A 24,142-nucleotide genomic window follows, 5' to 3' on the forward strand; every position below is an offset into this window, starting at 1 on the left:
GGCGTGCTCAAAGAGGGGACTTCCCCGCCATCAGGGCATCTCTGCCGACCTCATAGATCTCGAACGCGCCAGGGAAATGGTCCATGAATTTCTCCCAGAACCCCGGAACTTGCCAGGCGGCAGGCGCCATTGTGAGCGACCCTTCCCACTCGGTGGACACCACCCACGATGAATGCACCTCTGAATCGACCACCTCGAAGAGTCGCGAGTCAAAGAGGGGCGGAAGTTCGCCTCTACGGAACTCGATCCTGAAGTAGTTCGGTCCGTCCGCCTGACAGTACGCCTCAAGGACCACGTATACCTGCCCCTGACGCAGCGCATCCGCCCCCTGACGAACGCTCTGCTCGTGACCTTCAGCGCCGGTGAACCTCACTTTCACGGGGTGCTCCCTCTGCTCACTCTGCGGTTCATGACGACCTTGTAGTCGTAGTCGTACATGACCTCGCCAGACACTCGGTTCATGTAGTAGTGCACTTGATAATCACCATACGGGCTTTGATGCGTCTCGGTGCTGTACTTGCCCCAGTGTGAAGCACCTCCGCGCGCTGCGAATCGATCTTGAAGTTCCGTGTTATCCATCTTCGTTCCAGGCATCGCCAACCTGGAACCGGCGATTGCATCGGGCGTTAGCTGGCCACTCCCTGTACGGGTGTGTCACCGGCCCTCGCCGGGGTGGTCCGGACTGCCAACGCCGCAGGCGTTGGCAGCCCGGTGCGCACCTTGCCTACTCGTTGACTCCGGCAGGGTCGGGCTCCAGCTCGGAAATCGCGGTGAACCGTCGCGGCTTCTCGGAGGTCTGGCGCGCCAGTCCCAGCTGTACCAGCCTGTCCAGCGCGTTACTGATCGCCCCGGATGATGCTTCCAGCTGTCGGGACAGGCCTGTCGGTCCCCACTCCTCGCCCGGCCGCTCTTGCAGGAACTGGAGCACCCGCTCGCGCAGTTGCCCCGGGGCACGTCGCTTCGGCGGCCCGTACGAGGCCCGCGGCCGCGCTGGGTTCTGTGCCTTGTCCGTGTCGGTTGCGGCGCGGCCGTCCGGGCAGGTCACGGGCGGCTCGGGCTCAGCAGCGACGCCGATGCCGGTCCGGACGTCCGGCACCAGCGTCTGCTGCACCCGCGCGGACCCAGCCTCAGCCGCTGCGCCTGGCTTGATCTCCACCGTGCCGGACGCGGTCCAACGGTCGGGGCTGCGACGTCCGCTGGTGGTACTGCCGGGCTGCCGGCCGACTAGTCCGCGCTCCTCCAGGGCGGTCAAGGCCTTTCCGACGGTGGAGCGGCCCAGGCCGATGGCCAGGGCAACCTCGGTCACAGTGAGGGCGGTACCGGCAGATTGTGTCTGGAGGTGGGTGTGGACGTTGGCCGGAGCGCCGCTGAGGGCGTCGTGCGTCGTCATCGTGGGGTCCTCGTTCTCCGTCGTGCTGCGATTTCTGGGACCCCCGGCCGGGGCTGCCGGTTCGGCAGTTGGCCCGTTGCGGCTGCGTGCGCTGCGCAGGATTGCCGCTGGAGCGGCAGTCGGCACATCCACGGTGCGTGGATCTGTCCGCGTCGGGCTTCGCGACCATCGACGCTCTGGATCGGCTACGTCGTCAAGCGGATCGCGGAAGAACTCTTGGCGGATGTGGGGGAGTGCATCGGGTGTTGTCGGAGAGCGGTGACCGGTGGGGCGGTCAGCGTGGCGGCGGGTCGGGGTGGTGGCGGACGATCCGCTCGTGCAGGGTGCGGGCGCGGTTCGGGCCGAGGTGGAGCTCGGTGCGGAGCCGGCGGATGCTGACGCCGCGGCCGAACAGCGCGCGGGATGCGGCATCCAGGGCCAGGGCGCGAGTGAACAGGTCGCCGTCTGTCGGGTTTTCGTCGCCCGGCTGGGGTGTGGGGGTCCACTGGGGCTGTTGTCGGGGTGTCGTCGGCCGTGTGGGGCCCGAGGTGGCCGCCGTCCGGCGCCGTCTCGGGACGGGGCCGGGGGTGAACCGGCGAGCTGGCCGGTATCGGCGGTGCCGAGCGCGGATCGGTGGCCGCGGCTGGTGATGGCTGTGTGCTGGTTGTGCGAGCGCGGTCGGCGGCGAATCCGAGCACGGCTGCGGATCGATCGACGGTCGGCGGTCCAGCCGTGGTCCGGTGTTGCGGATCGGCTGAGGAACTGGCGGATCGGTTGTGGATCGCCGAGGGCTCCGTTGGAGAGCCGGAGAGCGATTCCGGCCGGCCCTTGCTCGTGCCGGTCACCGAGGACGGCGTAGGGCGGGAATCCGGAGCGCGGGTGAGATCGGCCAGGGTGCGACGGTAGGCGGCGACGGTTTCGGTCAGGCCGATGAGCATCAGCGGCGGCACCATGTGGAGTACGACTCCAGCGACGTCGGCGTTGGTCGGCCAGCCGAGCTGCCTGTCGGGCCAGAGGCTGCTCCAGGTGTTCAGTAATGCGGCTGTCAGGCCGGAGCCCCAGCGCAGCGCGGTGGACCAGCCGGGTGGGCGCACGCCGAGGGCGGCCAGGCGGGCGTCGGCGTACAGCACGGCGGTCAGGGTCAGCGCGACCAGGGGGTCGAGGAGGATCGCGATCGGCCAGGGGATGCCGGAGGCCACGGCGAAGAGGGTGACGTTGACCGCGGTGAAGACCAGTGCCAGCAGCGCCACGGAGGCCAGGAAGCGGGTCAATGTCGTGAGCAGCCTCCGGACCTCCGCCTCCACCGAGTCGCCGGTGGCGGGGTGCGAACCGTCGGAGCGGTCGGAAGTGTTCATGAGCGGCTCCGGACGGAAGACTGCGGGCCGTGCGTGGCGCACGGGAGGAAATGCGCTGGTGCCGCGGTCCGGCGGGCGTGATGCTGGTCGGTGTGCAGATGTTTCGCTGTGCGGCGTGCAGCACCGAGGTGAGCCGGCTGGTGCGCGAGGTGCCGCTGCCGGATCCACAGACGGTGCGTGCCCCGTACGAGGTGGAGGGGTTCGAGGACTGTCCGCCGCATGTGGCGCCGGGCACCTTTGCGTACGATCCGGAGCCGTCGCGGTTTTGGTACGTGCCCGCGCCCGAGGAGGGCGAGCGGGTGCATGTACCGGGTGGGCCCACCGGCAGCGTGGTGCTCAGCCCCACGGACGCCGTCGGGATGGTGCCGGTGGCCGATCCCGGGCGCCGTAACGGCTGCTGCGGCCCGGACGGATCGGACGGGGCAAACCTCGCATGCGCGGGCTGCGGGGCGGAGTTGGCGATCGAGTCCGCGGACTGCTGGACCTTCCAGGAGATCGTCCTCGACCCGCGTCGGGTGATGGCTGATGGCTGACCTGCTCTGGGAGCAGGTGGCTGAGATCTTCGACCCGGAATTGGTCGGGGCGCTGCCCGATCTCGTCGTTGACGACGCCGGCATGGCCGGCTGGCAGGCGCTGCTGGAGCTGATCGCGGAGCAGGACTGGCCGTGCACGTACGAGGAAGGTGGCACGGTGCGACCGATCCCGGCGGACGCGCGGCGACTGTGGAATGCCGTCCACGAGGACAGCGTGGAACTGCGCGTCCGTCCCACGCCCGGGATGCTGGTGATCTTCAGGGCGTACGCGCCGGAGTCGATCGACTTTGATGTCGACCTGCGCGAGCTGCAGGGCCAGCAGCAGCTTGATGCCTTCTGCGCTTTCCTGCGGACGGTGGGACGCCACCTGGACCGGCAGGTGCTGATGTACGCCGAGGGTGACGCGGGGCATCCCCTGCTGCGCTTCGACGCGGCTAGCGACCGGCTAAAGTTGCTGGCGGAGTCGCCGCAGGCGTAGTCGATCGGGCGCAGTCGGTTCCCGTCTGCGGTGGCTGTTGCTGCTGTCACAACAGCTCACCGCCCCGGAGCCGCTGGGCGGGTGGCACCCAGGTAGTCGTCGCCCGGGTAGCGGATGGCCTCTTCACGAACGCGGGTGCCGGGCTTGGGCGCATTGATCATGCGGGTGGCGGAGGTGGCGATGCCCACGTGGTGGACGTTGCTCGGAGTACCGAAGAAGACGAGGTCGCCGGGACGAATGCGGGTGCCGCGGGGCAGACGCGGGCCCGCCTCGTACTGCGCCTGTGCGATGCGCGGCAGGCGGATGCCGGCGCGGCCGTAAGCGGCCTTGGTCAGCCCGGAGCAGTCGAAGCCGCCCTCGGCGGGGCCGTCGCCGCCCCACACGTACTTGTGGCCGATCTGGTTGCGGGCGAACGCCACCGCCACGGCGGCGCGTATCGTCGGGGGGCGGCCGTCGACGCGAGCGGCGGAGACGGAGGCCGCGTACGAGGCGGCGATGCGCAGGACCTTGTTGACGTACCAGGTGGCGTGGTTGTAGCTGAAGATTGCTCGGCGGAGGTTCTTGTCGTTGCGCGCGCCGTTGGCGCACAGCAGGCGGGCCGCAGCGTAGACCGAATCGACCGGGTCCCAGGGCGTGGGCGGCTTCTTCCCGCCCGGCGGCACCGGGTTCTTGTAGGCCTGGAAGGTGGAGGGTAGAAACTGCATCGGCCCCACCGCGCCGGCCGAGGAGACCATCGGGCGGATGCGGGCGTGGTCGGTCTCGACCTTGCCGATGGCAGCCAGGATCGTCCAGTCCAGGCCGGGGCACTCGGGTGCGGCACGCCGGTAGAGCGCCAGCATCCTCCGCGGGATGTCGGTGATGGCGTAGCGACTGGGGGCGGACTGTCCGGCGGCTGTGGCCGGGGTGGGGCCGAGCACGCCCAAGACGCCGGTGACAGCGGCGGCGGCCAGCAGGACCACGGCCAGGACGCTGGCGATAAGGGCAAGTACGGCCTTGGACATGGCGGCTTACTCCTCGCCCGGAGGCAGCGGCGGCACCGGGTCGGCGAACGGCTGTGGGATGTGTTGCTCGCTGTCGGTGTCCAGGCCGGGGGCTTCGGTCAGGTCGGGCCAACAGGTGGCCAGGCCGTCCAGGGTGGTGCGCGGCCAATCGGGGTGCAGTGGGGTCCAGCAGCGGCCCCAGGGCGTGGAGGCGGCATACTCCGCCGAAGTGGTGGCGACCAGTAAGCCGTGCCCGCGGGCAAGGGAGGCGAGGCGGCGGCGGAGATTGCGTTCGCGGGTGGTGGTGGCGGTGTGGATGAGCAGGGCGGGGCGGGTTCCAGTGGTGGTGGCGAAGTTGGCATAGGTGTCGATGCGAGCTTCGAGGCGGGCGAGGTTCTCGGTGCCGGTGTCGTGCTCGAAGAACAGCGGCAGCAGCCGGTGGTCGTCGGTGATCCAGTGGGCGTAGGCGTCGGGGCGGGTCAGGTCGCCCCAACGGCGCGCTGCCGAGCGGGCCGAGAGCCACAGGGCCAGACCGGTGCCGGGGGCGCGGGCCGTACGGGTGTGGGCGGAGAGCAGAGTGAACAGTTCGTTGACGGCGATGTCGTGGCCAAGGGTCATCGAGTAGCCGATGCGGCCGGTGGCGGATGAGCGCCAGCCGGTGGCGGCGAGGTCGGTGGCGTGTTGGGCGGCGAGGACCTGAGCGCCGGTGCGGCCGAGGGTGTAGTGCTGGGGTGCGGAGCCGCGGGCGACCAGGGGACGGAAGGAGTCCAGTACGGCGTACTCGTGGAGCATCCGCAGCCGGCGCTGGGCGCAGCGGGTGCCGGTGAAGGCCAGCCGGGTGAGCTGCGTGGCGGTCAGCACACGGTGTTCGTGCACCATCGCCACCGTCCACAAGTCGCGGGGGGGGGGTGAGCCGGTGTACGAGCTCGGCCAGTTGGGGTGGCGGCTGGCCGCGCCTCCGGGTGGAGAAGACCCTAGGCACGTAGCCCGAACCGCTCGGGCTGCCGGGACCGCTGGGGTTGGGAGTCGGACGCATCGTGGTGTCACCTTTCGTGTGAGGGCCTAGCCGGGCGAAGGCGGCTGGGTGTTTGGCTGGTGCGGTCGGCCGCGGCAGCTCGCAGGGCTGTGGCCCGGCCGGGTGCGGGAGCCGGCAACTGGGTGGTGGTGAAAGTGAACGCGGCGGTCTCGGCGCCGTCTGCTACCAAGCGGGCGGCGGCTTGGTAGCGACCGAGGTGGGCCAGGTCGTGCGCGGTCAAGGCGGGAAGACTGTGGCGCTCCAGGACGGCGGCGTCCTCGGGGGAAGCATTGAAGAAGATCTTGTTGCGAGCGTTGGCGGAGATGCCCTCGCGCAGGTCACGGGGCAGCTGCGCGAGGTTTTGGTGGGCCAGAGTGAGAGAGAGGCGGTACCCGCGGGCCTCGGCGAGCATGTCCTCCAGCGGATACGGCAGCGTGAGGAAGTTGTGCGCCTCGTCGATGTACAGCGAGGCGTCGGTGCGTGCGTGTTCGGGAGTGTGGGCGCGGGCGGCGGCGGCCTGCCAAGTTTTGGCGACGACGAAGGAGCCGAGCAGCCGGGTGGTTTCTTCGCCGAGGGCCCCTTTGGGCAGGCGGGCCAGGAGGATGCCGCCCGCGAGGATGTCGGGCAGGTGGAAGGTGGACGCCCCGGCGGTCAGCGCCCGGCGGGCGAAGTCGCGGAGCAGGAAGGCGCGCAGCTTGTTCATCACCGGACCGATGACGGTGGCCCGGGTGGGTTCGGACAGCGTTTCGTACCAGCTCCAAAAGCCGCGCAGCACCGGGTCTTTGACCATGGGCAGCATGCGGTGGCGGAAGGCCGGCTCGCCGAGGAGGCGGGGGATGTCGGCGAGGGTGACGGGGCGGTTGGCTGCGCGGGCGTAGGCGAGCAGGGTCAGGCAGGCGGCGCGCATCACGTCGTCGGTGCGCGGGCCCCAGAAAGCGGCGAAGATGCGGGCGAAGATCCCGGTGACGTTGTCGACGACCACGTCCGCGGCGCCGCCGTCGAGGACGTTCAGGCAGGGCGGGGGGTGGAGGTCGCCGGGGTCGAGGATGACCAGGCGGTCGGCGCAGCTCTCAGGGAGTCGGGCCAGGATGTCCGTGACGAGGTCGCCCTTGGGGTCGATGACGATCACGCCGCGGTGTTGGTCGACGTCGTGCAGGGCGAGGTTGGCGATCAGGGTGGACTTGCCGGAGCCGGTGGCGCCGAGCACGTGCAGGTGCTGGCGGGCGTCGGCGGCGGTGAGGCCGACCGCTCGGCGGGGGCCAATGTCGGTGTGGCCGATGGGTTTGATGCCGTCGCCGGGCAGCCACAGCCGTAAACACCTCGACGCGCCCGGGAGCGGCAGCGACGGGCAAGCTCGACTGCGCATCTGGATCGCTGGCGCGACCGCGTGCCCATCACGCCAAGTGGCCACTGCCGGCCAGAGTGTCGGCGTGGCGCCCTTGGAGACGGGTGGGACCTAGTCCAGTTCCGGGCCACGGATCGTGCCATGAGCCTCCGGCGAACAGTGGTGGTTCCGGTTCCAGTGCTACGCCCGAGGTGGCAACGCTGCAAGTTGGGGTCATGCTCAACCGAGTTGATCATTCTCCTAAAGCGGGTGTCGCAGGTTCGGATCCCGCCAACGAAACTGGCGGGGGACACCCGTCGATCACTTGACTGCCACGGTGCTAGTGATCACCAGATGGTCCCTGCGCAGCGGGCTCGATCCCAGTTCCCATGTTCCGGGTCCCGCGCCGGGGGCACCCACTGCGCAAGGAAAGCGCAGGTCAGGGCGCCTTTTCGGGTGCGCGAGACCTGACGGCTTGTCAGGATTGCTTGACTGGCCGTCAGGTCTTTGCTGTTTATGCAGGTCAGGGGACTGATCACTTGTGCGCCGGTCGGAACCCTGTGGGGCACCCAGAGCATGGGAACAGGCCCTGTCAGGTCCGATCGGATGGTCGCTCGTGATCCTGCCGCTGGCCGTGCAGTCACTGTAGGACGTCGCGGACGGCTGCCGCCCGGGGACGTTCCAGTTCTTCCCCGTCGGGTCCGGGGATGGCGGCGAACTCGGCGTGGACTGTCAACCCGGCCCCGGGCTCACTTGGCTCGCGTCGCCGTTTGTGCTGGTCTGCCATGTCTGCTTCCGTCCGCTGGCGATGAGACGTGGACGGTTCGCATGGTCCTGCGGGTCGGGTCGGCCGGACCCCGTGGCGCAAAGGTGGCGATTTCGATGACTGGCCACTTGGCGTGGCCGCCGTCGGCCCGGCCGGCCCTGACGTGGTGAGCGGTCGGCGTGGGAGTGCAGGGCGCGATCTGAAGTCGATGTCATTTATGTTGCCCTTCTGATATCGTTTGATGGTGGGCGGCTTAGGAGGTTCCCATGGCGAGAACTGTGATCGATCTGGACGACGACATCGTCGAGCAGGCCATGCGCCTGTACGGCACCAAGACCAAGGCCGCGGCCGTGCGTGCGGCCATGGAAGAAGGCGTGAAGCTGCGCCTGCGCCGTGAGCTGTTCGAGGCGATCGACGACGGTGAGTTCGAGGACATGTTCGCGGAGATCAGGGCCAAGACCGGCCCGCGGCACGCGGATGGCACCCTCAAGCGTCCCGGAGGGACCGCCGCGGCGTGAAAGAGCGCTATCTCATCGACAAGTCCGCGCTCGCCCGCCGTGGCAAGTCCGGTGTACGGCAACGGCTGGACGAGCTGAACCAGGACGGCCTGCTGGCCGTCTGCGCCCCGGTGGAGTACGAGATCCTCTACTCCGCCCGTGACAAGACCGAAGCACTGCGCTTCCGCACCCTGCTGCGGGCCTTCGACTATCTGCCGTGCAACGACGAACAGCTCGAGCGCGCGCTCGAGGTGCAGGCACTCGCGATGAACGCTGGCTTCCACCGAGCGCTGTCCCTGGCCGACGTGTTGATCGCGGCGACCGCGGAGCGGCACCGGGTGACGATCCTGCACTACGACGGCGATTTCGACATGATCGTCGGCGTGACGGGGCAACGGGCCGAATGGGTCGTACCGCCCGGAACTGCCGACTGAACCGGACGGAGCAGTCGTCTGCAGTCTTGGATGCGCCTGTTCCCGGTGTCAGGGAGGGCCCCACGTTCGGCACCAAGGACGCCGCTGCCCTGCTGGACGAGGGCCATCCTCGGGGCGACCAGTTGCACTGCCTGGCATGGGGACTGCTGATCACCGCCCCGACCTGGACACCCGCTTCACTGCCGTCCGAGCAGCCGGCAACACGCTACGACTCCTGCGTGCCAAGTCACCCGCGAGCACCTCGGCTCCGGTGATTGAAGCGGCTACGCGGCAGCTGGAGTTCGCGCTCCGGGCGGTTGAGCCCACCGATACGGCACTGGGGAGGTTGCTGCGCATAAATCTCGACGGCTCGGAAGCCGGGGCGTCGGAGGTGGATACGCAACCGGACTCCAATGCACAGCAGGTCACCGTTGCCGACGGCCGCGGGGCGTCAGTGTGGTATGGCGACTGCTCTGGGATCTTGCTGGCAACGGTCTCGGCCAGCCTCAAGCCTATTCAGCCCAGCAGACGTTCGGCTCGTTGCGCATGCGGCTGAGTGTTTTACGATCCTTCGCACCGCTATCTGGGTAGGTCTGACTCCGCATCGACTTGACTATCGAGACAGAATGTCAACCTCAGCGGCTCCCGACGGCTGGTGAAACGGCGGGAACTCGTTCTTCGACGCAGTCGACTTCCTGTGCACGCCCCGGCACCTAAGCGCCGGCATCGGCCGCACTCGGCGACGCATAAGTGAGCCAAATGGTTGTACGAAACTGCGAGAGCCGTTGTATGAGGTTGTTCACGTGCCCAGATGGTGACGCTCGCCGATCTGACGACGCTGTCCCTATTAGGCGCGGATTGGGCTGCGCTCAGGTGGCAGTCAGTGACCCGACACTAGGGATTGGGATACCCGATGGGCAATCTGGACCACCGTGCGCTCGATGCTGCCCGAATGGCCGCATACGTATCCGACGTTGCTGCCGAGATCGTCCAGCGTTGGCGCGTGCCCCTGGACTTCAGTGTCGACAGCTTACGCTTTGTCGACCGCATACTTTCTTCCGTGCGAGCCCAGAACGCGAGCGCCGAGCGAGCCGAGCGGATCGCTTGTGATCTCGGTGGCTACCTGGGGGAGGTCCTCGTTCGTCGGCACGGCGCGACGTGGGTGGACCTTGGTGAGGCACAGCGTGAGCTCTGGTCAGTTCCGCTTGGAGTCCGGATGCCGGATGAGCGCATCTGGAATCCGATCGGAGTGGCTCGTAAGCGGATCGAACGCCAAGATGCCGCCCCCGTTCATCACTTCTATCTCACCGTGCACGGTCGGTACACCACGAAAGATCAGAGGGCCGAGCACCCAACGCAAGCTAAATCTTGACCTTTTGGGTGCCGAGTTGGCCATCCGCTGCCAGCCCGTGACCTCGCACTGATGCCGTAAGGGATCACGTTGGGGCGTAATGCGCTCCGCATCTGTGCGGCCGATCCCTGCTGCGCGGTGTGTCGCCGATCAAGAGAATTCGCAGGCCGTCCCGTCGTCCTCTTCCTCCAACAGCACATACGGGTCGTCATGTGTGGCATCTTCGCCATGTTCGTCGAGGTCGTTCAGCGGCCCCCGGTAGCCGATCAGCGACGAAGCCGGCTTTAAGCCGTCGCGGAGGGGTACGGGGTCGACGCCAGGTCGCCACTGCACGTAATACACCCAACGCCGGAACACGTATCCGCGGCGTTCCACGTCCACGACCGTGCCGATGTTCCTGCCTTCGCGGAAGTGTAAGACCTGGTCACCGATGGTGAATTCCGGCGGACGCATGGTCAACGCCTGCCGGCCGTGAGCTCGGCCGCAGCACAGGTTGCCCGCCCGTGCGGGCCAAGGGCGGTGGCGCGCTGCACGTGTTCGCCGCGGATGGCCAGGGTGCACCTCGCCTCTCCGCCCCGCACGCTGAGCTGGACCTGGACGGTCGGCTCCTTGCCGAGGGGCACTCGGACAGCCTTCTTCCAGGGGAGCGCGACAGCCCGCAGCGTCGTGGACTTGCCCTGCACGCTGCGGGCGAGGTAGGTGATGTTGGCCGTGCCCTTGCCGGTGATCTCATAGGTGACCGCGGCCGTGGGGACGGGCGGCTTCTCCGCTTTGCCGTCATCGATGATGCCGTAGGCGACGAACCCTCCGACAATCAGGAGCAGGGTGGCGGCGACGATGAACACTGATCGGTAGGGGCGCGCCTTCTCGGTGGGTGAATTACCGATTCCGGATTCGGTTTCCGTGGTGACCCCAGACTCGAGCGATTCTCTGTCGCTGTCCATGGCCAGTCCCTTCGATAAGCCAGAGCCCGCAGAATTCCGGCTCGTTATACATCAGCGCAGCCCCGCCACGCTAGTCATGACAGAAAACGGACAACAAGGCGAAAAGTGGGTGCGGTATCCCGGATTCACTGCATCCGCTTTCCCGGATGATGACAGAGTGCCCGAAATCTGAGCTCAATTGACATGATCTTGTTTGACTGTCTAGAAAGTCTCTCCCATTGTCCGTGCACTGCTCCTGTTCAGGTGAGCAGTGCTCAGTGCTGCGCTTCTGTGTTGCCGCGGATTGTTGCGATGAGGCTTCGAGAAGGGCAGAGAGGTAGTTGGCACAGTGAGAATTGGCCATCGCCGGCTGCTCGCCGGCCTCATCGCCTCGGGAGTTCTGGGCGTCATGTTGCCCCAGGTCGCCTTCGCGGCGCCCGACGCGTTACCCGAACAGGCAGATCGAGGCAGGCATGTCGCCCGCAGCGACCCGCCACCTGATCCACCCAAGCGCAGCTACCCGCAGAATTCCCCGCGCCTGAAGGTCACGTACGGGGCCGATAGCGCCACCCTCAATAAGCCAACGGTGGTACGTGGAACGGGACCTGAACTGTCCTGGCGCAAGGCAAAGTCCACTGGCAGTAAATCCGAGATCGTCGCCTACGAGGTGCATCGCTCCACCCGGTCGGACTTCAAGCCGACGACGTCAACTCTCATGGCCAAGCTCGGGAAGGGGGCAACGCGCTTCAAGGACACCACCGCCGAGCCGACGCCGGCCGCAAGCGCCGCGGAGATCGGGCGCCACTATTCGTACCGTGTCCTGGCCCGGACCAAGGACGGCCGGCTGCTCGGCTCGGCGGCATTGCGCGTGGGGGTCCCCAAGCCGGGGCACACCGTGCGCGTGATTGAGGCGGATCGTTCGGATGCCGCGAGGGTTTCCGGGGAGACCGGTTCGGTTCTGGAGTTCCCTACCTCCAAGATTCCCAAGAAGGCGCAGATCCTGGGGGCACGGCTGAGCCTTCAGCTGCCGGACGCGAGCAGGGCGGGCAAGCGGGATGCGCTGTATGAACTCCACCCCCTGAAGGAGAAGGCCACCAAGAGGAATCCGGGTGAGCTCGCCCCTGTCTTCGCCGACGGCAAGGTCAGCGGCAAGGCTCTGACCCTGGACGTCACGTCGCTGGCGCACCAGTGGGTGAAGACTCCGAAGTCCAATAAGGGAGTCCTGGTCGGACCCGCCGAGGAGACCAGCAGCGGAGCGGACGTCGCCGGCCCGGCCGAGCTGCGTGTCGTTACCGCGCAGCCCAACCCATGGGACACCTACTACGCGCCCGGTACTCCGACCCGTATGACGGCGGCCAACACCTATCCGGTCGACGTCACGGTCACCAATACGACCGATGCCGCGTGGCCCGCCGGCGAGCGTGAGCTGAGCTATCGGTGGTCGCACCCGGACGGTTCGGATGCGACGAGTGCCGCCAATCAGCTCAAGGCCGATATTCCCGCGCTGGCTCCGGGGGCCTCCGCCACCGTGAAAGCCACCGCCAAGGCGCCGGCGGTGGACGGAAACCGGCGCGCGGGCTACACGCTGACCTGGGATGTACGTAACAAGGCGGACGGCTCCTGGCTCTCCGAGAAGCCGGGCATCGGCGGTCTGGCGCAGAAGACGGCCGTCGAGGACCCGACCGCCGACCGCCTCGGGCTGGAGAACTACCACGCCTACACGGGCGAGGACACCGGTGCCGGCTCGACGCTGATGTCCAACCTGGGGTCGGGCAACGCCGCCTGGTCCTACAACGTGTTCAACAACCCCGGCCGCGGCATCAACACCTTCGCGCGGCTGACGTACAACGCACAGGACACCTCCGACAGCCAACTCGGCCACGGCTGGTCGGCGCAGATGTCCGGGCCGCTGCGGCTCGGCGGCGCGCTGGACGTGCACCCGGATACGAACCCGACCGAGGCGTACGTCGTCGACGGCGACGGCACCCAGCAGACCTTCCGCAAGCAGGCCGACGGCAGCTGGAAGCCCGCACCCGGCTACCACTACCGGCTCACCGCGAAGGCAGGCGCTCCCGCGTCATGCGCCGTGAGCGCCGCCGCCGAGGTCCCCGACGCCTGGACGATGACGCGCCCGGACGGCACCCGCTTCGTCATTGGCTGCGACGGCTACCTGACATCGGTCGTGGACAAGAACGGCAATACCCAGACCTACGAATACGAGCTGCAGAACTACGGGAACCGCAAGGTCAAGTTCCTCACGCAGATCAAGGACCCGTCCGGTCGCAGCACGATGAAGCTCGACTACTACCGGCACGGCGACGCGACGTACGACTACCTCAACGCCCAGGGCGAGAAGGTCTCGGGAACCAACCTGTGGAACCCCGCGATCTACGGTCACCTCAAGTCGGTCACCGACATCTCGGGCCGCAAAGTCTCCTTCCTCTATACGGAGAAGGGGCACCTGGGCCGGATCACCGACGGTGACGGGGCCTCCCAGCCGAAGGAGTTCTCGTTCACCTACGACGCCGAGCAGGGCAGCAAAAACGCGAAGCTGACCAAGGTCACCGATCCGCTCCGCAATGCCACCCGCCTCGGCTACTCGGTCACCGCGGAGACCGACTACCGCTGGTCGACCAAGGACATCACCGACCGCCTCGACGCCCGGACGGACTTCGCGTACAAGAAGATCTCGGGCGGCGGCGGCGAGACGAAGGTCACCGACGCCGAGCAGCACGCCTCCACGTACCAGACGGACTCCGGCGACCGGCCGGTGAAGGCCGTCGACGCCAAGAGCCAGGCCACGAAGCTGACCTGGGACAGCGACAACAACGTCACCGTCCTGGAGGAGGCCAACGGGGCGAAGACGGCGTATTGCTACGACCCGAAGACCGGCTACCCGCTGTGGGAGCGCTCGGCGGAGGAGAACAAGGGCGGCCTGCCGTCGGCGGGTGATTGCGCGCCGGACAAGTCACCGGCCCACTCGGTGCGCTACGAATACCGGACCCGCGCGGACGGCTACGCGGCCGACCTGGTCAAGAAGACGTCGGCGGAGGGCCGCACCTGGCAGTTCGGCTATGACGCCAAGGGCAACCTGAAGACGGTCACCGACCCCAAGGGCGTCGCATCCTCCGAGGCCGGCGACTACACGACGTCTTACGACTACGACGCGTACGGGCAGCTCACCAAGGCTACGGACGCCAACGGCAACCCGACCACGTACCAGAACTTCCAGCCCTCGGGCTACCCGGGAACGACGACCGACGCGCTGAGCAAGGTCACGAAGACCCACTACGACGAGCGCGGTCTCGTCCGGTCGGTCACGGACGCGCTCGGCAAGCAGTCCACGCAGTCGTACGACACCTTCGGTCGGCCGCTGGTCTCGCGGGTGCCCAAGGACCAGGCGGCCGGAGACTTCATCACGACCCCGGCACCTGTGTACGACGCCAACGACAACGTCACCAAGTCCACGGCGCCCAACGGCGCGATATGGACGGCGAGCTACGACAAGGCCGACCAGATCACCGAGGCCACAGCGCCCAAGGACACAGACGCCTCGAACGAGCGACGCACCCGCTACACCTACGACAAGGTCGGCAACCTACGGACGACGACCGAGCCGAAGGGAGTGGCGACGCCGTCCGACCCGAAGGACTACGTCACCACCAACGTCTACGACGAGATCTACCAGCTCACCGAGGTCGTCAACGCCGAGAACGACAAGGTCAGATACCTCTACGACAGCGTCGGCAACGTCGCCCGCGTCATCGACCCGAAGAAGAACGCCTCGTCCGACCCGGACGACTACACCACCAAGACCGACTACGACCACAACCACCGCGTCGTCGCGGTCACGGACGCCGAGGGCCGCACCGTAAAGCAGTCCTACGACAAGGACTCGCTGGTCGTCTCCACGACCGACCAGGAGAACAACACCACCAAGAACCACTACGACGAGCGCGGCAAGCTCGCGGTCGTCCAGGTCCCGCACACCGCGGACATCATTCGTGAGACGAAGTTCGGGTACGACGAGGTCGGCAACCAGGTCAAGGTGATCACGCCGCGCGGCGTGGACACCGACGAGCCCGACGACTTCATCGCCGAGACGACGTACGACGCCCTGAACCGTCCGGCGCGCCAGATCCAGCCGTACGACCCGAAGGACCCCCGCTACAACCGCAAGGTCTGGACGGAGACGTCATACGACGCGGTCGGCAGAGTCGACAAGGTGTCGATGCCCCCATCGGAGGGCGAGACCACCCGCAACGACACCACCTACGACTACTTCGACAACGGCTGGGTGAAGAAGTCCACGGACTCGTGGAACATCACCACGACCTACGACTACTCGGCCCTCGGGCTGCAGTCGGCACGCCAACTCACCTCGGCCGCGGGCTCCTCGAGCCGGACCATGCGGTGGGGCTACTACCCCGACGGCAAGCTCAAGTCGCGCGACGACGACGGGATTCCGGTCGGCAAGAACGAGGTCCTCGGCGCCGAATCCCAGTCGGTCAAGACGGGGACGGCTCGCGCTGGTGGCGGCGACGAGCGTGCCTGGAAGCTGACGATCCCCGAGTCGGGCACGTATACGGCCTACGCGCAGAGCGCGGTGGGTGCGAAGTGGGCCAAGCTCGCTGAGAAGAAGAAGTACCAGCAGGACGAGATCACCACGCTCAAGGCCGACGCCGAGCAGGTCAAGCTCGTCCGCGACAACTCCGCCGACGCGGACACCGAGCGCAAGCGCTTCGCGTACGGCTACGACGTCAACGCCAACCTCAGCTCGATCGACGACACCTCGACCGGCACGAAGATCGACGCGTACACGATCTCGTACACCGGCCTGAACCAGGTGTCGAAGGTCCTCGAAGCGCTGGCCGGCGAGGAGAAGAAGTCGACGTCCTACACGTACGACGACAACGGCCAGGTCGAGACGCAGACCCACCCCGACCAGTACAGCAAGTACACCTACGACCTGCGCGACCTGGTTGACACCGTCTCGGTCGGCACCAGCGCCTCCGATGCCTCGCCGAAGGTCACGACGTACGACTACACGTGGCGCGGCCAGAAGAGCCAAGAGATCAAGGCCAACAAGAACAAGGTCGACTACACCTACTACCGGGACGGGTCACTCAACACCCAGGAAGAAAAGAAGCAGCCGGACGGCACGCTCGTCTCCTCGCACGACTACGCCTACGACGCCAACGGCAACAAGGCGCAGGACATCGCGAAGAAGATGAACGCCGACGACAACTACGCCTATCTGTCGTCGACAACGGACTACACCTACGATCCGGCAGACCGCCTCGCAAAGTCGGTGAGGTCGGGCCACGGAGCCGGCACGGAGACGTACGTCCACGACGACAACGCGAATGTCGTCTCCCAGACCATCAAGGGCAAGACCACGACCTTCGGCTACGACCGCAACCGGCTGCTGAAGGCGACGACGCCCGAGGGGTCGGTGTCGTACCAGTACGACCCGTTCGGCCGCCAGGAGTCGGTGACTTCCGGCGACACGGTGATCGAGCGCAATACGTACGACGGCTTCGACCGCGTGGTGGAGCACGGGAAGCTGGATGCGGCTTCCGGCTCGATGAAGAACACGCGGTACGGCTATGACCCGCTGGACCGCACGTCCTCCAAGACCGAGGGCGGCAAGACGACCGACTTCAACTATCTCGGAATGTCGGGTGAGGTGCTGGACGAAGAGGTCGCCGGCAAGCTCACCAAGTCCTACCAGTACAGCCCGTGGGGCGAACGGCTTTCGCAGGTCAAGCACGGGGCTGACGGCGCCGCTGCGGAGGATGCCTACTACGGCTACAACTCCCACACCGACGTCGAGACCCTCACGGGAACGGACGGCAACCCCGTCGCCACCTACGGATACACCGGCTACGGCACCGACAACAAGGCGGACTTCACCGGCATCGACAAACCCGCCGACGCGGATCCGACCAAGGAGCCGTACAACGCCTACCGCTTCAACTCCAAGCGCTGGGACGCCTCATCCCGCACGTACGACATGGGCTTTCGCGACTACAGCCCGGACTTGAACCGCTTCACCACCCGGGACATGTACAACGGCGCCACGCGGGACATGTCGCTCGATTTGGACCCACTGACTGGGAATCGGTACGCATTCGGCAGTGGGAACCCCATCGGCAGGATCGAGATCGACGGCCACGCCTCCTTCGAATGCGCCACAGGCGCACTGAGGAACTGCAAAGGTGGAGTTGTCACTGCGGATTCTGAATCAGTTAAGAGGAAGCCGACAGTAAACGACATCGTCGCCGATCCCCGGAACAAGATAGCCAAGCCGAAGATTGGAGTCATTGCTCCCCCCGGGACCGGAGGGGTCACCAAAGCGGACAAACTTTTCAAGATTGGGCGTGCCCTTGCCAGCCTGGTCGGGTTCGGCAACGGAAAGAAGATCGGCTCCGTACTCGACAAGATCAGATGCGAGGCTATGTCGCGAGAGGAGCGTTACCAATATCAACCCCTGAACGAGGCTGGTGGGGCCGCCGGGGCTACCGCGCTCATCTGTCCCAGCGACCTCAAAGCGGCCAAAAGCCGTGGCCAGCGCAAGGGGACTTGGGATCCTCCCGGCTACGAATTCAAGAAAGACGACGACGGGCTCGACGTATTCCATAGAAGCCACATAGTAGGCGACCGGTTCCATGGGGAATGGAGGAGGGAAAATATCTTCACTGGATACCGCAGGCTGAACCATCCAGGGATGACAAAGTACGAGACCAAGATGGCAAAGGCCCTTGCCGCGCAGAAGCCTGTCACGTACTCTGGAAAGCTCGTGTACGGAAACGGTGACGAGAACTTGCCGACAGCCATTCGAATGACAGCGTTCACAGCGGACGGTCCGCTGTTCAGCGTGACGCTACCCAATGAGCCGTAGGAGAGATGTGAGCCTAGGTGACTTTGAACGGGTGCTCCCTGCTCTCGCGTCAATCCGTCTTGATCACCCTCGAGATATCGACTGGGTCCATATCTCGGAGAGCCTGGGAACGGGATTGCCGCCGGACTTTATGGATCTCAGCGAGCATTACAGTTCGTTCGCGATCGATGATTTCCTCAGCGTCCGTCTCCCCAGGCCAGGAATGGAAAGGAGATACGTCGCAAGCCTCCAGAGAGACTTGCGGGATCTCGAAGAACTCCGCAGCGCTGACGCCGCTGGCGGGTACGCTCCTTACCCCGAGAACCATGGGTTGCTGCCCTGGGGGGAGACGATCGATGGGGATAGGTTCTACTGGCGCACCCTTGGATCGGACGGCAGTAAATGGACGGTAGTGATCGCCGGTCGGAACGGGGACTGGGTAGAGTTTGATGGATCCTTGACCAGCTATCTCGCAGGGCTGGTCAGTGGAGAGGTGGCGCCTGATGGGCTGCCACCGGACTTCCCCGGGTCGTCCCCATCCGTCAAAGGTTATTGATGGTAGGTAGGGGTGCAAGCTCCTCCGTAGTGGCCCATCTCGTGTTTGCATTCACACATGATGGGCCACTGAGCAGATCTCATCGTGCTCGGTGACGGTGAACGGCGCGGCAGCTGATGGCCCCGCGCCCCTGACGCTGCGAAGCTCCTCGCGGTTACGGGGAGTGCCAACTTCCAACCAACGCAAGGAGCTTCGTGGACGGCGGGCCCTGGCGAGCTGGGACTGGGCCATCGTGGTGCTCGTGCCCTTCGCCAAGGGCGAGATGTATGGCCAGTTCGGCAGCGGCACACTTGCCGGGGTTGTCGAGGTAGCGGGCGAGCCCGCCTTCGCCGGAGCGCAGCGCGCTCCGCGAGAGTGCTCTTGCCGACATAGCGTGCACCGTTGAGTACGACGACCCGTGTGTCTGTCAGGCCTCGCCCACGAGATCCGCCGCTCGGCGGGGGAGATAGCTGTCTGCACCGCGCTCGCCGTCCACGATGGCAGCGAATTTAAATCTGCCGTGCCCATGCCTTTAAATCTGCCGAACGACGGATCTTTGATCTGCCGGGTCTCGCACGCCGGGACGACGACCCGGAGGGTGAGCTCCTCGAGGGCGACCGTTGTCTGGGGCAGGGCGTCGAGCGGCTCGGCTCCACCCTGGTTTGCAGTCTTGAGTCCGCCGGCCGGCGCAGCCCTCGAGGCCGTGCTCATCATGTGCCGGATGCGGCTAGTGCCGAGAGTCGCTACCGATCGAGGTGCCAGAGTGCGTCCATGGGTAGGGCGCGGATGCGGTCGCCGAAGGGCAGGGTCTGCTGCCCGGTGTACAGCACATAGCCGGCGATGAAGCGGTCGCCGAGAAGTCTGGCCAGATTGCGAAGTCCGGCGAGGTCGTCGGTGCGTACCGTAGCTCCGGCTTTGACCTCGACGCCGATCACGTCGCCGCGCGGCGTTTCGATGACTGCGTCCACTTCCAGCTTGTCCTTGGTGCGGTAGTGGTACAGGCGGCCCCGCTGTTCGGACCAGCTCAGCTGTCGGGCGAGTTCCATCACGGCGAAGTTCTCCAGTACGGCGATGCCGGTGTCGACGAAGGCAAGTTTCCCCGTGCCAACAGCTCGCCCCGTCCGGCCCGAGGCCCAGGCCGGCACGGTCTTGACAAGGAAGACCGAGGCGAGCCGCTCCAGGTAGCGCACCAGCGTCGTACGGGGAATGCCGGAAGGACCGGCGAGGGCTGCCGGGACGAGGAGCCCGCCGGTGCGGCCGGCCAGCAGTCCGAGCAGCTTCAGCAGCTCGCCGTGCCGCTCAATGCTGGCGAGTTCCATGACATCGCGTTCGATCAGGGTGGACAGGTAGGCGTTGAAGAACGCGGAGCGCCGGCGGGGAGTGCGCCTGACCGCTTCGGGAAATCCGCCGGCCACCGCCCGCTCGAGGTAGTCACGTTTACGCAGCTCGGAGCTGTGGCTCAGGGTAGGGCCGTGGGCGAAGGCGGCATCGATGAATCGGTCGGGACCGCCGTGCAGCCCCCCTTGGGACAGTGGCCATAGTTCGATGACCTCCATCCGGCCGGGCAGTGCGTCCGGCAGCGTCCGCATGGCCAGGATGCGCGAGGACCCGGTGAGCAGGAAGCGTCCGGGTGTTGGGTCGAGGTCGACGGCCACCTTGACGGCGCTCAGCAGCTCGGGGGCCAGCTGAATCTCATCGATGAGCATCAGCGAGTCGTGCTCGACGAAGCCGGCGGGGTCGTCCTTGGCGGCACGCAGGGTCGCAGCGTCGTCGAGGAGACGGACGACCGCCCCGTCCCGGCCCATCGCGGTCATCCGCGTCAGCGTCGACTTCCCGGCCTGCCGCGCACCCCCCGACTGCCGCGGCATGTGGTCACCTGGACGGCCTATCTGTGGTCATTCAGCCGGAGGAGTGACGGTCATGTGGACGGCCGAGTGACGGTCGAACAGCCGCACGTCGCCGTGACAGCGAATCTCGGGCGTACCCAGCAGCGAGGGTCGCGGTGGCTTCATTCCCGCTCGCCGCTTCGAGGGCGGGGAAATCAAGGCGCCTCCGGCATCGTGGCGAACACCGGCCTGACCCGCTGGCTTGCGCTGATCCTGCCGGTGTGGCGAATGCGGTCGGCGGCTTGCGGGGCGGGGGCTCTTTCCCTGGCCCGGGCTGGTGTGGCATCTTGTACGCACAGCATGTACGTACAAGTGCGGCGCAGGCGCCGTGACTGATGCCGACGAGGAGGTTGGCGTGAGTGGTCCAGAGAAGTCCCGGGTCCCCCTGTTCGCCACGATGCAGCGCATACCTGGCGGGCTGATGCTGATTCCGCTGGTCCTGGGGGCCGTCTTCGGCACCTTCGCCTCCGGTGCCCTGGAGATCGGCAGCTTCACCACCGCACTGTTCCAGGACAGCGCGCTCCCGCTTATCGCGCTGCTGATCTTTGCGACCGGTACCCAGGTCTCCTTCCGCACCGGCGGCCCGATCCTGGCCCATGCGGGTGCGGTGCTGCTGATGAAGAGCCTGGTCCCAGCCACGCTGGTCGTGGTGCTCGGGTTGTTCGTCGGCCTCGACGGCCTGCTCGGCGTCTCGCTGCTCGCCCTGCTCGCGTCGATGGACAACAGCAACGGCGGCCTGTGGCTGGCCTTCTCCGGGCAGTACGGGGACGAGCGGGACCGCGGCGCGTACGTCGCCAGCGCCGTCAACGACGGCCCGTTCCTGACCCTGCTGTTCCTCGGTGCCTCCGGCCTCGGCGACATCCCGTTCCTCGCCCTGCTCGGCGCGATCGTGCCGTTCGTGCTGGGTGTGCTGGTGGGCAACATCGACAACGAGTGGCGCAAGGTCGTCCAGCCGGTGCCGAACATCGTGATCCCGTTCTTCGCGTTCTCCCTCGGCACCGGCATCGACCTCGGCGACATCGTCACCGGTGGCGTGACCGGCCTGCTCCTCGGACTGATCATCGCGCCGTTCACGGGCTTCCTGGTCTACCTCGGCTACCGGTACATCCTGCGCCGCGGCTCCATGTCCGGCATGGGCTTCGCCGCGGGCACCACCGCCGGCAACGCCATCGCCACCCCGGCGGTCGTGGCCGCCGCTGACCCGCGCTTCGAGGAGTACGTCGGCACCGCCACGGCCCAGGTCGCGGCGTCGGCCCTGGTCACGGCCATCGTCGCGCCGCTGCTCGCCGCGTACGCGCTGAAGCGGGCGGGGGCTCTGCGACCGGCAGACACTACGGGCGGCACCCTGGGCGACACGGAAACCGACACTCCAACCGACACCAGCCAGGAGCAGCGCGCATGAGGTACGACGTGGCGATCATCGCCGACGACCTCACCGGCGCCGGGGACACCGCCGTCCAGTTCGCCCACGCGGGCCGGCCCGCCGTGCTCCGGCTGCGCGACGGCTCGGCCGAGGGCAGCGGCGCGACGGATGGGAGCGACGGTGGTGACGCCTCGGTGGTCGCCGTCACCACGGACTCCCGCGCCCTCCCGGAGGCCGAGGCGGCGAACCAGGTGCGCCGGGCCGCCACCGGGCTGCTGCGCCACGGGGTGCGGCATGTCTTCAAGAAGGTGGACTCGACGCTGCGTGGCCCCGTCCGCGCTGAGACCGACGCCCTTCTGGACGTGCTCGCACCCGGTGCCATCGCGCTCGTGTGCCCCGCGTTCCCGGCCGTAGGCCGCACTGTCGTGGACGGCACACTGCTGGTCGACGGCCGCCCGGTCAGTGAGACGTCGGTCGGCCGGGACCCGGTGACGCCCGTGACGGTCAGCCACCTGCCGACGCTGCTCGACGCGCCGCTCGTACGCCTCGCCCCGCGGGGGACGCCGGCGTCCTGGGCCGACGCGGTATGCGCGGCGGGCAGTCGCGTCGTCGTGCTCGACGCCGCCGGCGACGAGGACCTGGACCGGATCGCGCGTACGGTGGTCGAGCTCGGTGAGCAGGCGCTCCCCGTGGGCTCCGCGGGACTGGCAGGTCCGCTGGCCGCCCGGTGGCGGACCGGGGGGACTGGGGGGACCGGGGAAGCACCGGACATCCGCCCAGGCCCACGCCCCGAGCCCAAGCCACCCGTCCCCGCGGGCACCGCCCTCGTCGTCGTGACGAGCCTGCACGACGCCTCCCGCACGCAGGCCGAAGCCCTCGCCGCCCACGGTGCCGAGCGACTCCAGCCCACCGCACACGAACTCACCGACGCCGACGCCTGGGCGGACTTCACCGCCCGGGTACGGAAGTCGGCGGCCGCGCACCCGTCCGCGCTGCTGCTGAGCGCTCCCGACCGCGACACCGCCGCTCCCGACCGCGGCACCCCCGCCACCGCGATCGCCCCCGGACTCGTCGCCAGCCGCCTCGCCGATGCCGCCGCCCAGGCGGTGGCGGCGGGCGCCGTCGCCGGTCTTGTCGCCACCGGCGGCGACGGCGCCCGCGCCGTCCTGGAGCGGCTCGACGGGACCGGCATCCGGCTGCACGGCACCGTCGAGCCGGGCGTGCCGCTGGGCACCGTCGTCGGCGGCCCGGTGGCCGGCTTGCCGGTGGCCACCAAGGCCGGCGGCTTCGGCAGCCCCGATGTGCTGATCAGAGCCGCGGCAGCGGTACGCACAGCGGTACGCACCACAACGAACGCAAAAACGATGAGGAGTTACCGGTGAACGACCCGCACCCGCAGCTGCCCACGCTCGCCCTCACCCTGGGCGACGTGGCCGGAATCGGACCGGAGATCACGGCCCGTACGCTGCTGCACCACGACGAGCTGCGTACCATCTGCCGGCCGGTCGTGATCGGGGACGCCGACGCCGTACGCAAGGCCGTCGAGCTGATCGGCGAGGACCCCGCCGCCGTACGCGTCATCGACTCCCCGCGGGACGCGGTGAACGCGCCGGGGACCATCGAGCTGGTGCAGGACGGGCCGTCCCTGGGCGCGGTCCCGTACGGCGAGCTCAGCGCGGCGGCGGGCGATGGCTCAGCCCGCTTCGTGATGCGCGCCTGTGCCCTGGCCCGCGAGGGCCTGGTCGACGGCATCGTCACCGCGCCGCTGAACAAGGCCGCCATGCACGCCGGCGGGCACCTGTGGCCGGGGCACACCGAGCTGCTGGCGCACGAGTTCGGCGTCAAGAACTTCAGCCTCGTGCTCTCCGCGGGTGAGCTGTACTTCTTCCACCTCACCACGCATGTGTCCCTCACCGACGCCATCGCGGGCGTCACCCCGGCCCGTACCGCCAACGTCCTGCGCCTGACCGGCTCGTTCGCCCGCGCCCTCGGCCGGCCCGAGGAGCCGATCGGCGTCGCCGGGCTCAACCCGCACGCGGGCGAGAACCGGCTCTTCGGCGACGAGGACGCCGACGTGCTGGCGCCGGCGGTCGAGGAGGCGAAGGCGGCGGGTATCAACGCGGTCGGGCCGCTGCCCGCCGACGCGCTGATCCCCGCGGCCGTCAGGGGCAAGTGGAAGTTCGTCGTCGTCTGCTACCACGACCAGGGGCACGCCCCCTTCAAGGCGGTCTTCGGCGACGACGGTGTCAACATCACCGTCGGCCTGCCCGTCGTCCGGGTCTCCGTCGACCATGGCACCGCGTTCGACATCGCGGGCCAGGGCATCGCCCGGGAGGCGAGCCTGGTACTGGCCACCCGGCGCGCCGCCGAGCTGGCGCCGGGCTGGCACCAGGTATGGCAGACCGCCCGGGCGGGCGAGGCAGCCGCGGCGGCCACGGCCACCGCGGAGCGGCCGGGCGCGGGCTCGTAAA

Annotated in this window: 18 protein-coding genes; 9 read left to right on the forward strand and 9 right to left on the reverse strand. The window is 67.6% G+C overall.

The features are described from left to right. Nucleotides 1-7: 7 nt before the first annotated feature. The 3 genes from ACNNMR_RS30030 to ACNNMR_RS30040 all read right to left on the reverse strand — a co-directional run bounded on the left by ACNNMR_RS30030 (nucleotide 8) and on the right by ACNNMR_RS30040 (nucleotide 2,724). On the reverse strand, nucleotides 8-379 hold the full coding sequence (locus ACNNMR_RS30030; RefSeq protein ID WP_419997805.1) for a hypothetical protein: 372 nt from the start codon (nucleotides 377-379) through the stop codon (nucleotides 8-10). A gap of 345 nt (nucleotides 380-724) precedes the next feature. Further along, entirely contained in the window at nucleotides 725-1,390 is a 666-nt protein-coding gene (locus ACNNMR_RS30035) for a helix-turn-helix domain-containing protein (RefSeq protein ID WP_419997806.1), read from the reverse strand. A gap of 185 nt (nucleotides 1,391-1,575) precedes the next feature. Next, on the reverse strand, nucleotides 1,576-2,724 hold the full coding sequence (locus tag ACNNMR_RS30040) for an extensin (protein WP_419997807.1): 1,149 nt from the start codon (nucleotides 2,722-2,724) through the stop codon (nucleotides 1,576-1,578). Nucleotides 2,725-2,753: 29 nt separating this feature from the next. Between ACNNMR_RS30040 and ACNNMR_RS30045 the strand changes: the two genes are divergently transcribed. Next, a complete protein-coding gene (locus tag ACNNMR_RS30045) occupies nucleotides 2,754-3,257 on the forward strand; it encodes a hypothetical protein (protein ID WP_419997808.1) in 504 nt (167 codons plus the stop codon). Beyond that, nucleotides 3,250-3,735 carry a hypothetical protein gene (locus ACNNMR_RS30050; protein WP_419997809.1) on the forward strand — a complete coding sequence of 162 codons (486 nt, stop codon included), beginning with the start codon at nucleotides 3,250-3,252 and terminating at the stop codon, nucleotides 3,733-3,735. Before ACNNMR_RS30045 ends, ACNNMR_RS30050 begins: the two co-directional genes overlap by 8 nt. A gap of 56 nt (nucleotides 3,736-3,791) precedes the next feature. Here ACNNMR_RS30050 and ACNNMR_RS30055 read toward each other — a convergent pair whose 3' ends face one another. The 3 genes from ACNNMR_RS30055 to ACNNMR_RS30065 all read right to left on the reverse strand — a co-directional run bounded on the left by ACNNMR_RS30055 (nucleotide 3,792) and on the right by ACNNMR_RS30065 (nucleotide 7,096). Continuing rightward, the gene (locus ACNNMR_RS30055) at nucleotides 3,792-4,736 is read right to left on the reverse strand and encodes an NlpC/P60 family protein (RefSeq protein WP_419997810.1); all 945 of its coding nucleotides are present in this window, start codon (nucleotides 4,734-4,736) and stop codon (nucleotides 3,792-3,794) included. Between the two features lie 6 nt (nucleotides 4,737-4,742). Further along, complete coding sequence (locus ACNNMR_RS30060) at nucleotides 4,743-5,591, reverse strand: replication-relaxation family protein (protein WP_419997811.1); 849 nt, start codon at nucleotides 5,589-5,591, stop codon at nucleotides 4,743-4,745. Nucleotides 5,592-5,758: 167 nt separating this feature from the next. Further along, nucleotides 5,759-7,096 carry a type IV secretory system conjugative DNA transfer family protein gene (locus ACNNMR_RS30065; RefSeq protein WP_419997812.1) on the reverse strand — a complete coding sequence of 446 codons (1,338 nt, stop codon included), beginning with the start codon at nucleotides 7,094-7,096 and terminating at the stop codon, nucleotides 5,759-5,761. 990 nt (nucleotides 7,097-8,086) lie between these two features. On the opposite strand from ACNNMR_RS30065, the gene ACNNMR_RS30070 reads away from it, so the two are divergent. The 3 genes from ACNNMR_RS30070 to ACNNMR_RS30080 all read left to right on the forward strand — a co-directional run bounded on the left by ACNNMR_RS30070 (nucleotide 8,087) and on the right by ACNNMR_RS30080 (nucleotide 10,102). Next, nucleotides 8,087-8,338: a type II toxin-antitoxin system VapB family antitoxin gene (locus tag ACNNMR_RS30070; RefSeq protein ID WP_419997813.1), complete on the forward strand. Its 252-nt coding sequence runs from the start codon at nucleotides 8,087-8,089 to the stop codon at nucleotides 8,336-8,338. After that, nucleotides 8,335-8,751, forward strand: a complete 417-nt coding sequence (locus ACNNMR_RS30075) for a PIN domain nuclease (RefSeq protein ID WP_419997814.1) — start codon at nucleotides 8,335-8,337, stop codon at nucleotides 8,749-8,751. Before ACNNMR_RS30070 ends, ACNNMR_RS30075 begins: the two co-directional genes overlap by 4 nt. Nucleotides 8,752-9,643: 892 nt before the next feature. Next, nucleotides 9,644-10,102, forward strand: coding sequence for a hypothetical protein (locus ACNNMR_RS30080; protein ID WP_419997815.1), 459 nt, complete (start codon nucleotides 9,644-9,646; stop codon nucleotides 10,100-10,102). A 129-nt stretch (nucleotides 10,103-10,231) separates the two neighbouring features. Here the strand turns inward: ACNNMR_RS30080 and ACNNMR_RS30085 are convergent, their stop codons facing one another. Both ACNNMR_RS30085 and ACNNMR_RS30090 read right to left on the reverse strand, forming a co-directional pair. Next, complete coding sequence (locus ACNNMR_RS30085) at nucleotides 10,232-10,534, reverse strand: hypothetical protein (RefSeq protein ID WP_419997816.1); 303 nt, start codon at nucleotides 10,532-10,534, stop codon at nucleotides 10,232-10,234. A gap of 2 nt (nucleotides 10,535-10,536) precedes the next feature. Then, entirely contained in the window at nucleotides 10,537-11,025 is a 489-nt protein-coding gene (locus ACNNMR_RS30090) for a hypothetical protein (protein ID WP_419997817.1), read from the reverse strand. Between the two features lie 694 nt (nucleotides 11,026-11,719). Here ACNNMR_RS30090 and ACNNMR_RS30095 point away from each other — a divergent pair. After that, entirely contained in the window at nucleotides 11,720-17,908 is a 6,189-nt protein-coding gene (locus ACNNMR_RS30095; RefSeq protein ID WP_419997818.1) for a DNA/RNA non-specific endonuclease, read from the forward strand. A gap of 1,257 nt (nucleotides 17,909-19,165) precedes the next feature. Here the strand turns inward: ACNNMR_RS30095 and ACNNMR_RS30100 are convergent. Next, nucleotides 19,166-20,290: an ATP-binding protein gene (locus ACNNMR_RS30100; RefSeq protein ID WP_419997819.1), complete on the reverse strand. Its 1,125-nt coding sequence runs from the start codon at nucleotides 20,288-20,290 to the stop codon at nucleotides 19,166-19,168. 373 nt (nucleotides 20,291-20,663) lie between these two features. Between ACNNMR_RS30100 and ACNNMR_RS30105 the strand changes: the two genes are divergently transcribed. Genes ACNNMR_RS30105 through pdxA form a run of 3 tightly spaced genes read left to right on the forward strand, consistent with a single transcriptional unit; the run spans nucleotide 20,664 to nucleotide 24,141 of the window. Then, entirely contained in the window at nucleotides 20,664-21,710 is a 1,047-nt protein-coding gene (locus ACNNMR_RS30105; RefSeq protein WP_419997820.1) for a 2-keto-3-deoxygluconate permease, read from the forward strand. Then, nucleotides 21,707-23,053, forward strand: a complete 1,347-nt coding sequence (locus tag ACNNMR_RS30110; protein WP_419997821.1) for a four-carbon acid sugar kinase family protein — start codon at nucleotides 21,707-21,709, stop codon at nucleotides 23,051-23,053. Before ACNNMR_RS30105 ends, ACNNMR_RS30110 begins: the two co-directional genes overlap by 4 nt. Next, nucleotides 23,050-24,141 (forward strand): 4-hydroxythreonine-4-phosphate dehydrogenase PdxA, encoded by a 1,092-nt coding sequence (gene pdxA / locus ACNNMR_RS30115; protein ID WP_419997822.1) that lies wholly within the window; start codon nucleotides 23,050-23,052, stop codon nucleotides 24,139-24,141. The genes ACNNMR_RS30110 and pdxA overlap by 4 nt, the downstream gene beginning before the upstream one ends. The last annotated feature ends 1 nt before the right edge of the window (nucleotide 24,142 follow it).

The organism is Streptomyces boninensis, from assembly GCF_048572725.1.
GTDB classification, from domain to species: domain Bacteria; phylum Actinomycetota; class Actinomycetes; order Streptomycetales; family Streptomycetaceae; genus Streptomyces; species Streptomyces boninensis.

Excerpts from the sequence above, each read along its gene's own strand:
- ACNNMR_RS30110 (WP_419997821.1), top strand. The coding sequence starts at position 21,707 with ATGAGGTACGACGTGGCGATCATCGCCGACGACCTCACCGGCGCCGGG.
- ACNNMR_RS30090 (WP_419997817.1), bottom strand. The coding sequence starts at position 11,025 with ATGGACAGCGACAGAGAATCGCTCGAGTCTGGGGTCACCACGGAAACC.
- ACNNMR_RS30100 (WP_419997819.1), bottom strand. The coding sequence starts at position 20,290 with ATGCCGCGGCAGTCGGGGGGTGCGCGGCAGGCCGGGAAGTCGACGCTG.
- ACNNMR_RS30080 (WP_419997815.1), top strand. The coding sequence starts at position 9,644 with ATGGGCAATCTGGACCACCGTGCGCTCGATGCTGCCCGAATGGCCGCA.
- ACNNMR_RS30035 (WP_419997806.1), bottom strand. The coding sequence starts at position 1,390 with ATGACGACGCACGACGCCCTCAGCGGCGCTCCGGCCAACGTCCACACC.
- ACNNMR_RS30085 (WP_419997816.1), bottom strand. The coding sequence starts at position 10,534 with ATGCGTCCGCCGGAATTCACCATCGGTGACCAGGTCTTACACTTCCGC.
- ACNNMR_RS30065 (WP_419997812.1), bottom strand. The coding sequence starts at position 7,096 with ATGCGCAGTCGAGCTTGCCCGTCGCTGCCGCTCCCGGGCGCGTCGAGG.
- ACNNMR_RS30070 (WP_419997813.1), top strand. The coding sequence starts at position 8,087 with ATGGCGAGAACTGTGATCGATCTGGACGACGACATCGTCGAGCAGGCC.
- ACNNMR_RS30055 (WP_419997810.1), bottom strand. The coding sequence starts at position 4,736 with ATGTCCAAGGCCGTACTTGCCCTTATCGCCAGCGTCCTGGCCGTGGTC.
- ACNNMR_RS30095 (WP_419997818.1), top strand. The coding sequence starts at position 11,720 with ATGGCCAAGCTCGGGAAGGGGGCAACGCGCTTCAAGGACACCACCGCC.
- ACNNMR_RS30050 (WP_419997809.1), top strand. The coding sequence starts at position 3,250 with ATGGCTGACCTGCTCTGGGAGCAGGTGGCTGAGATCTTCGACCCGGAA.
- ACNNMR_RS30040 (WP_419997807.1), bottom strand. The coding sequence starts at position 2,724 with ATGAACACTTCCGACCGCTCCGACGGTTCGCACCCCGCCACCGGCGAC.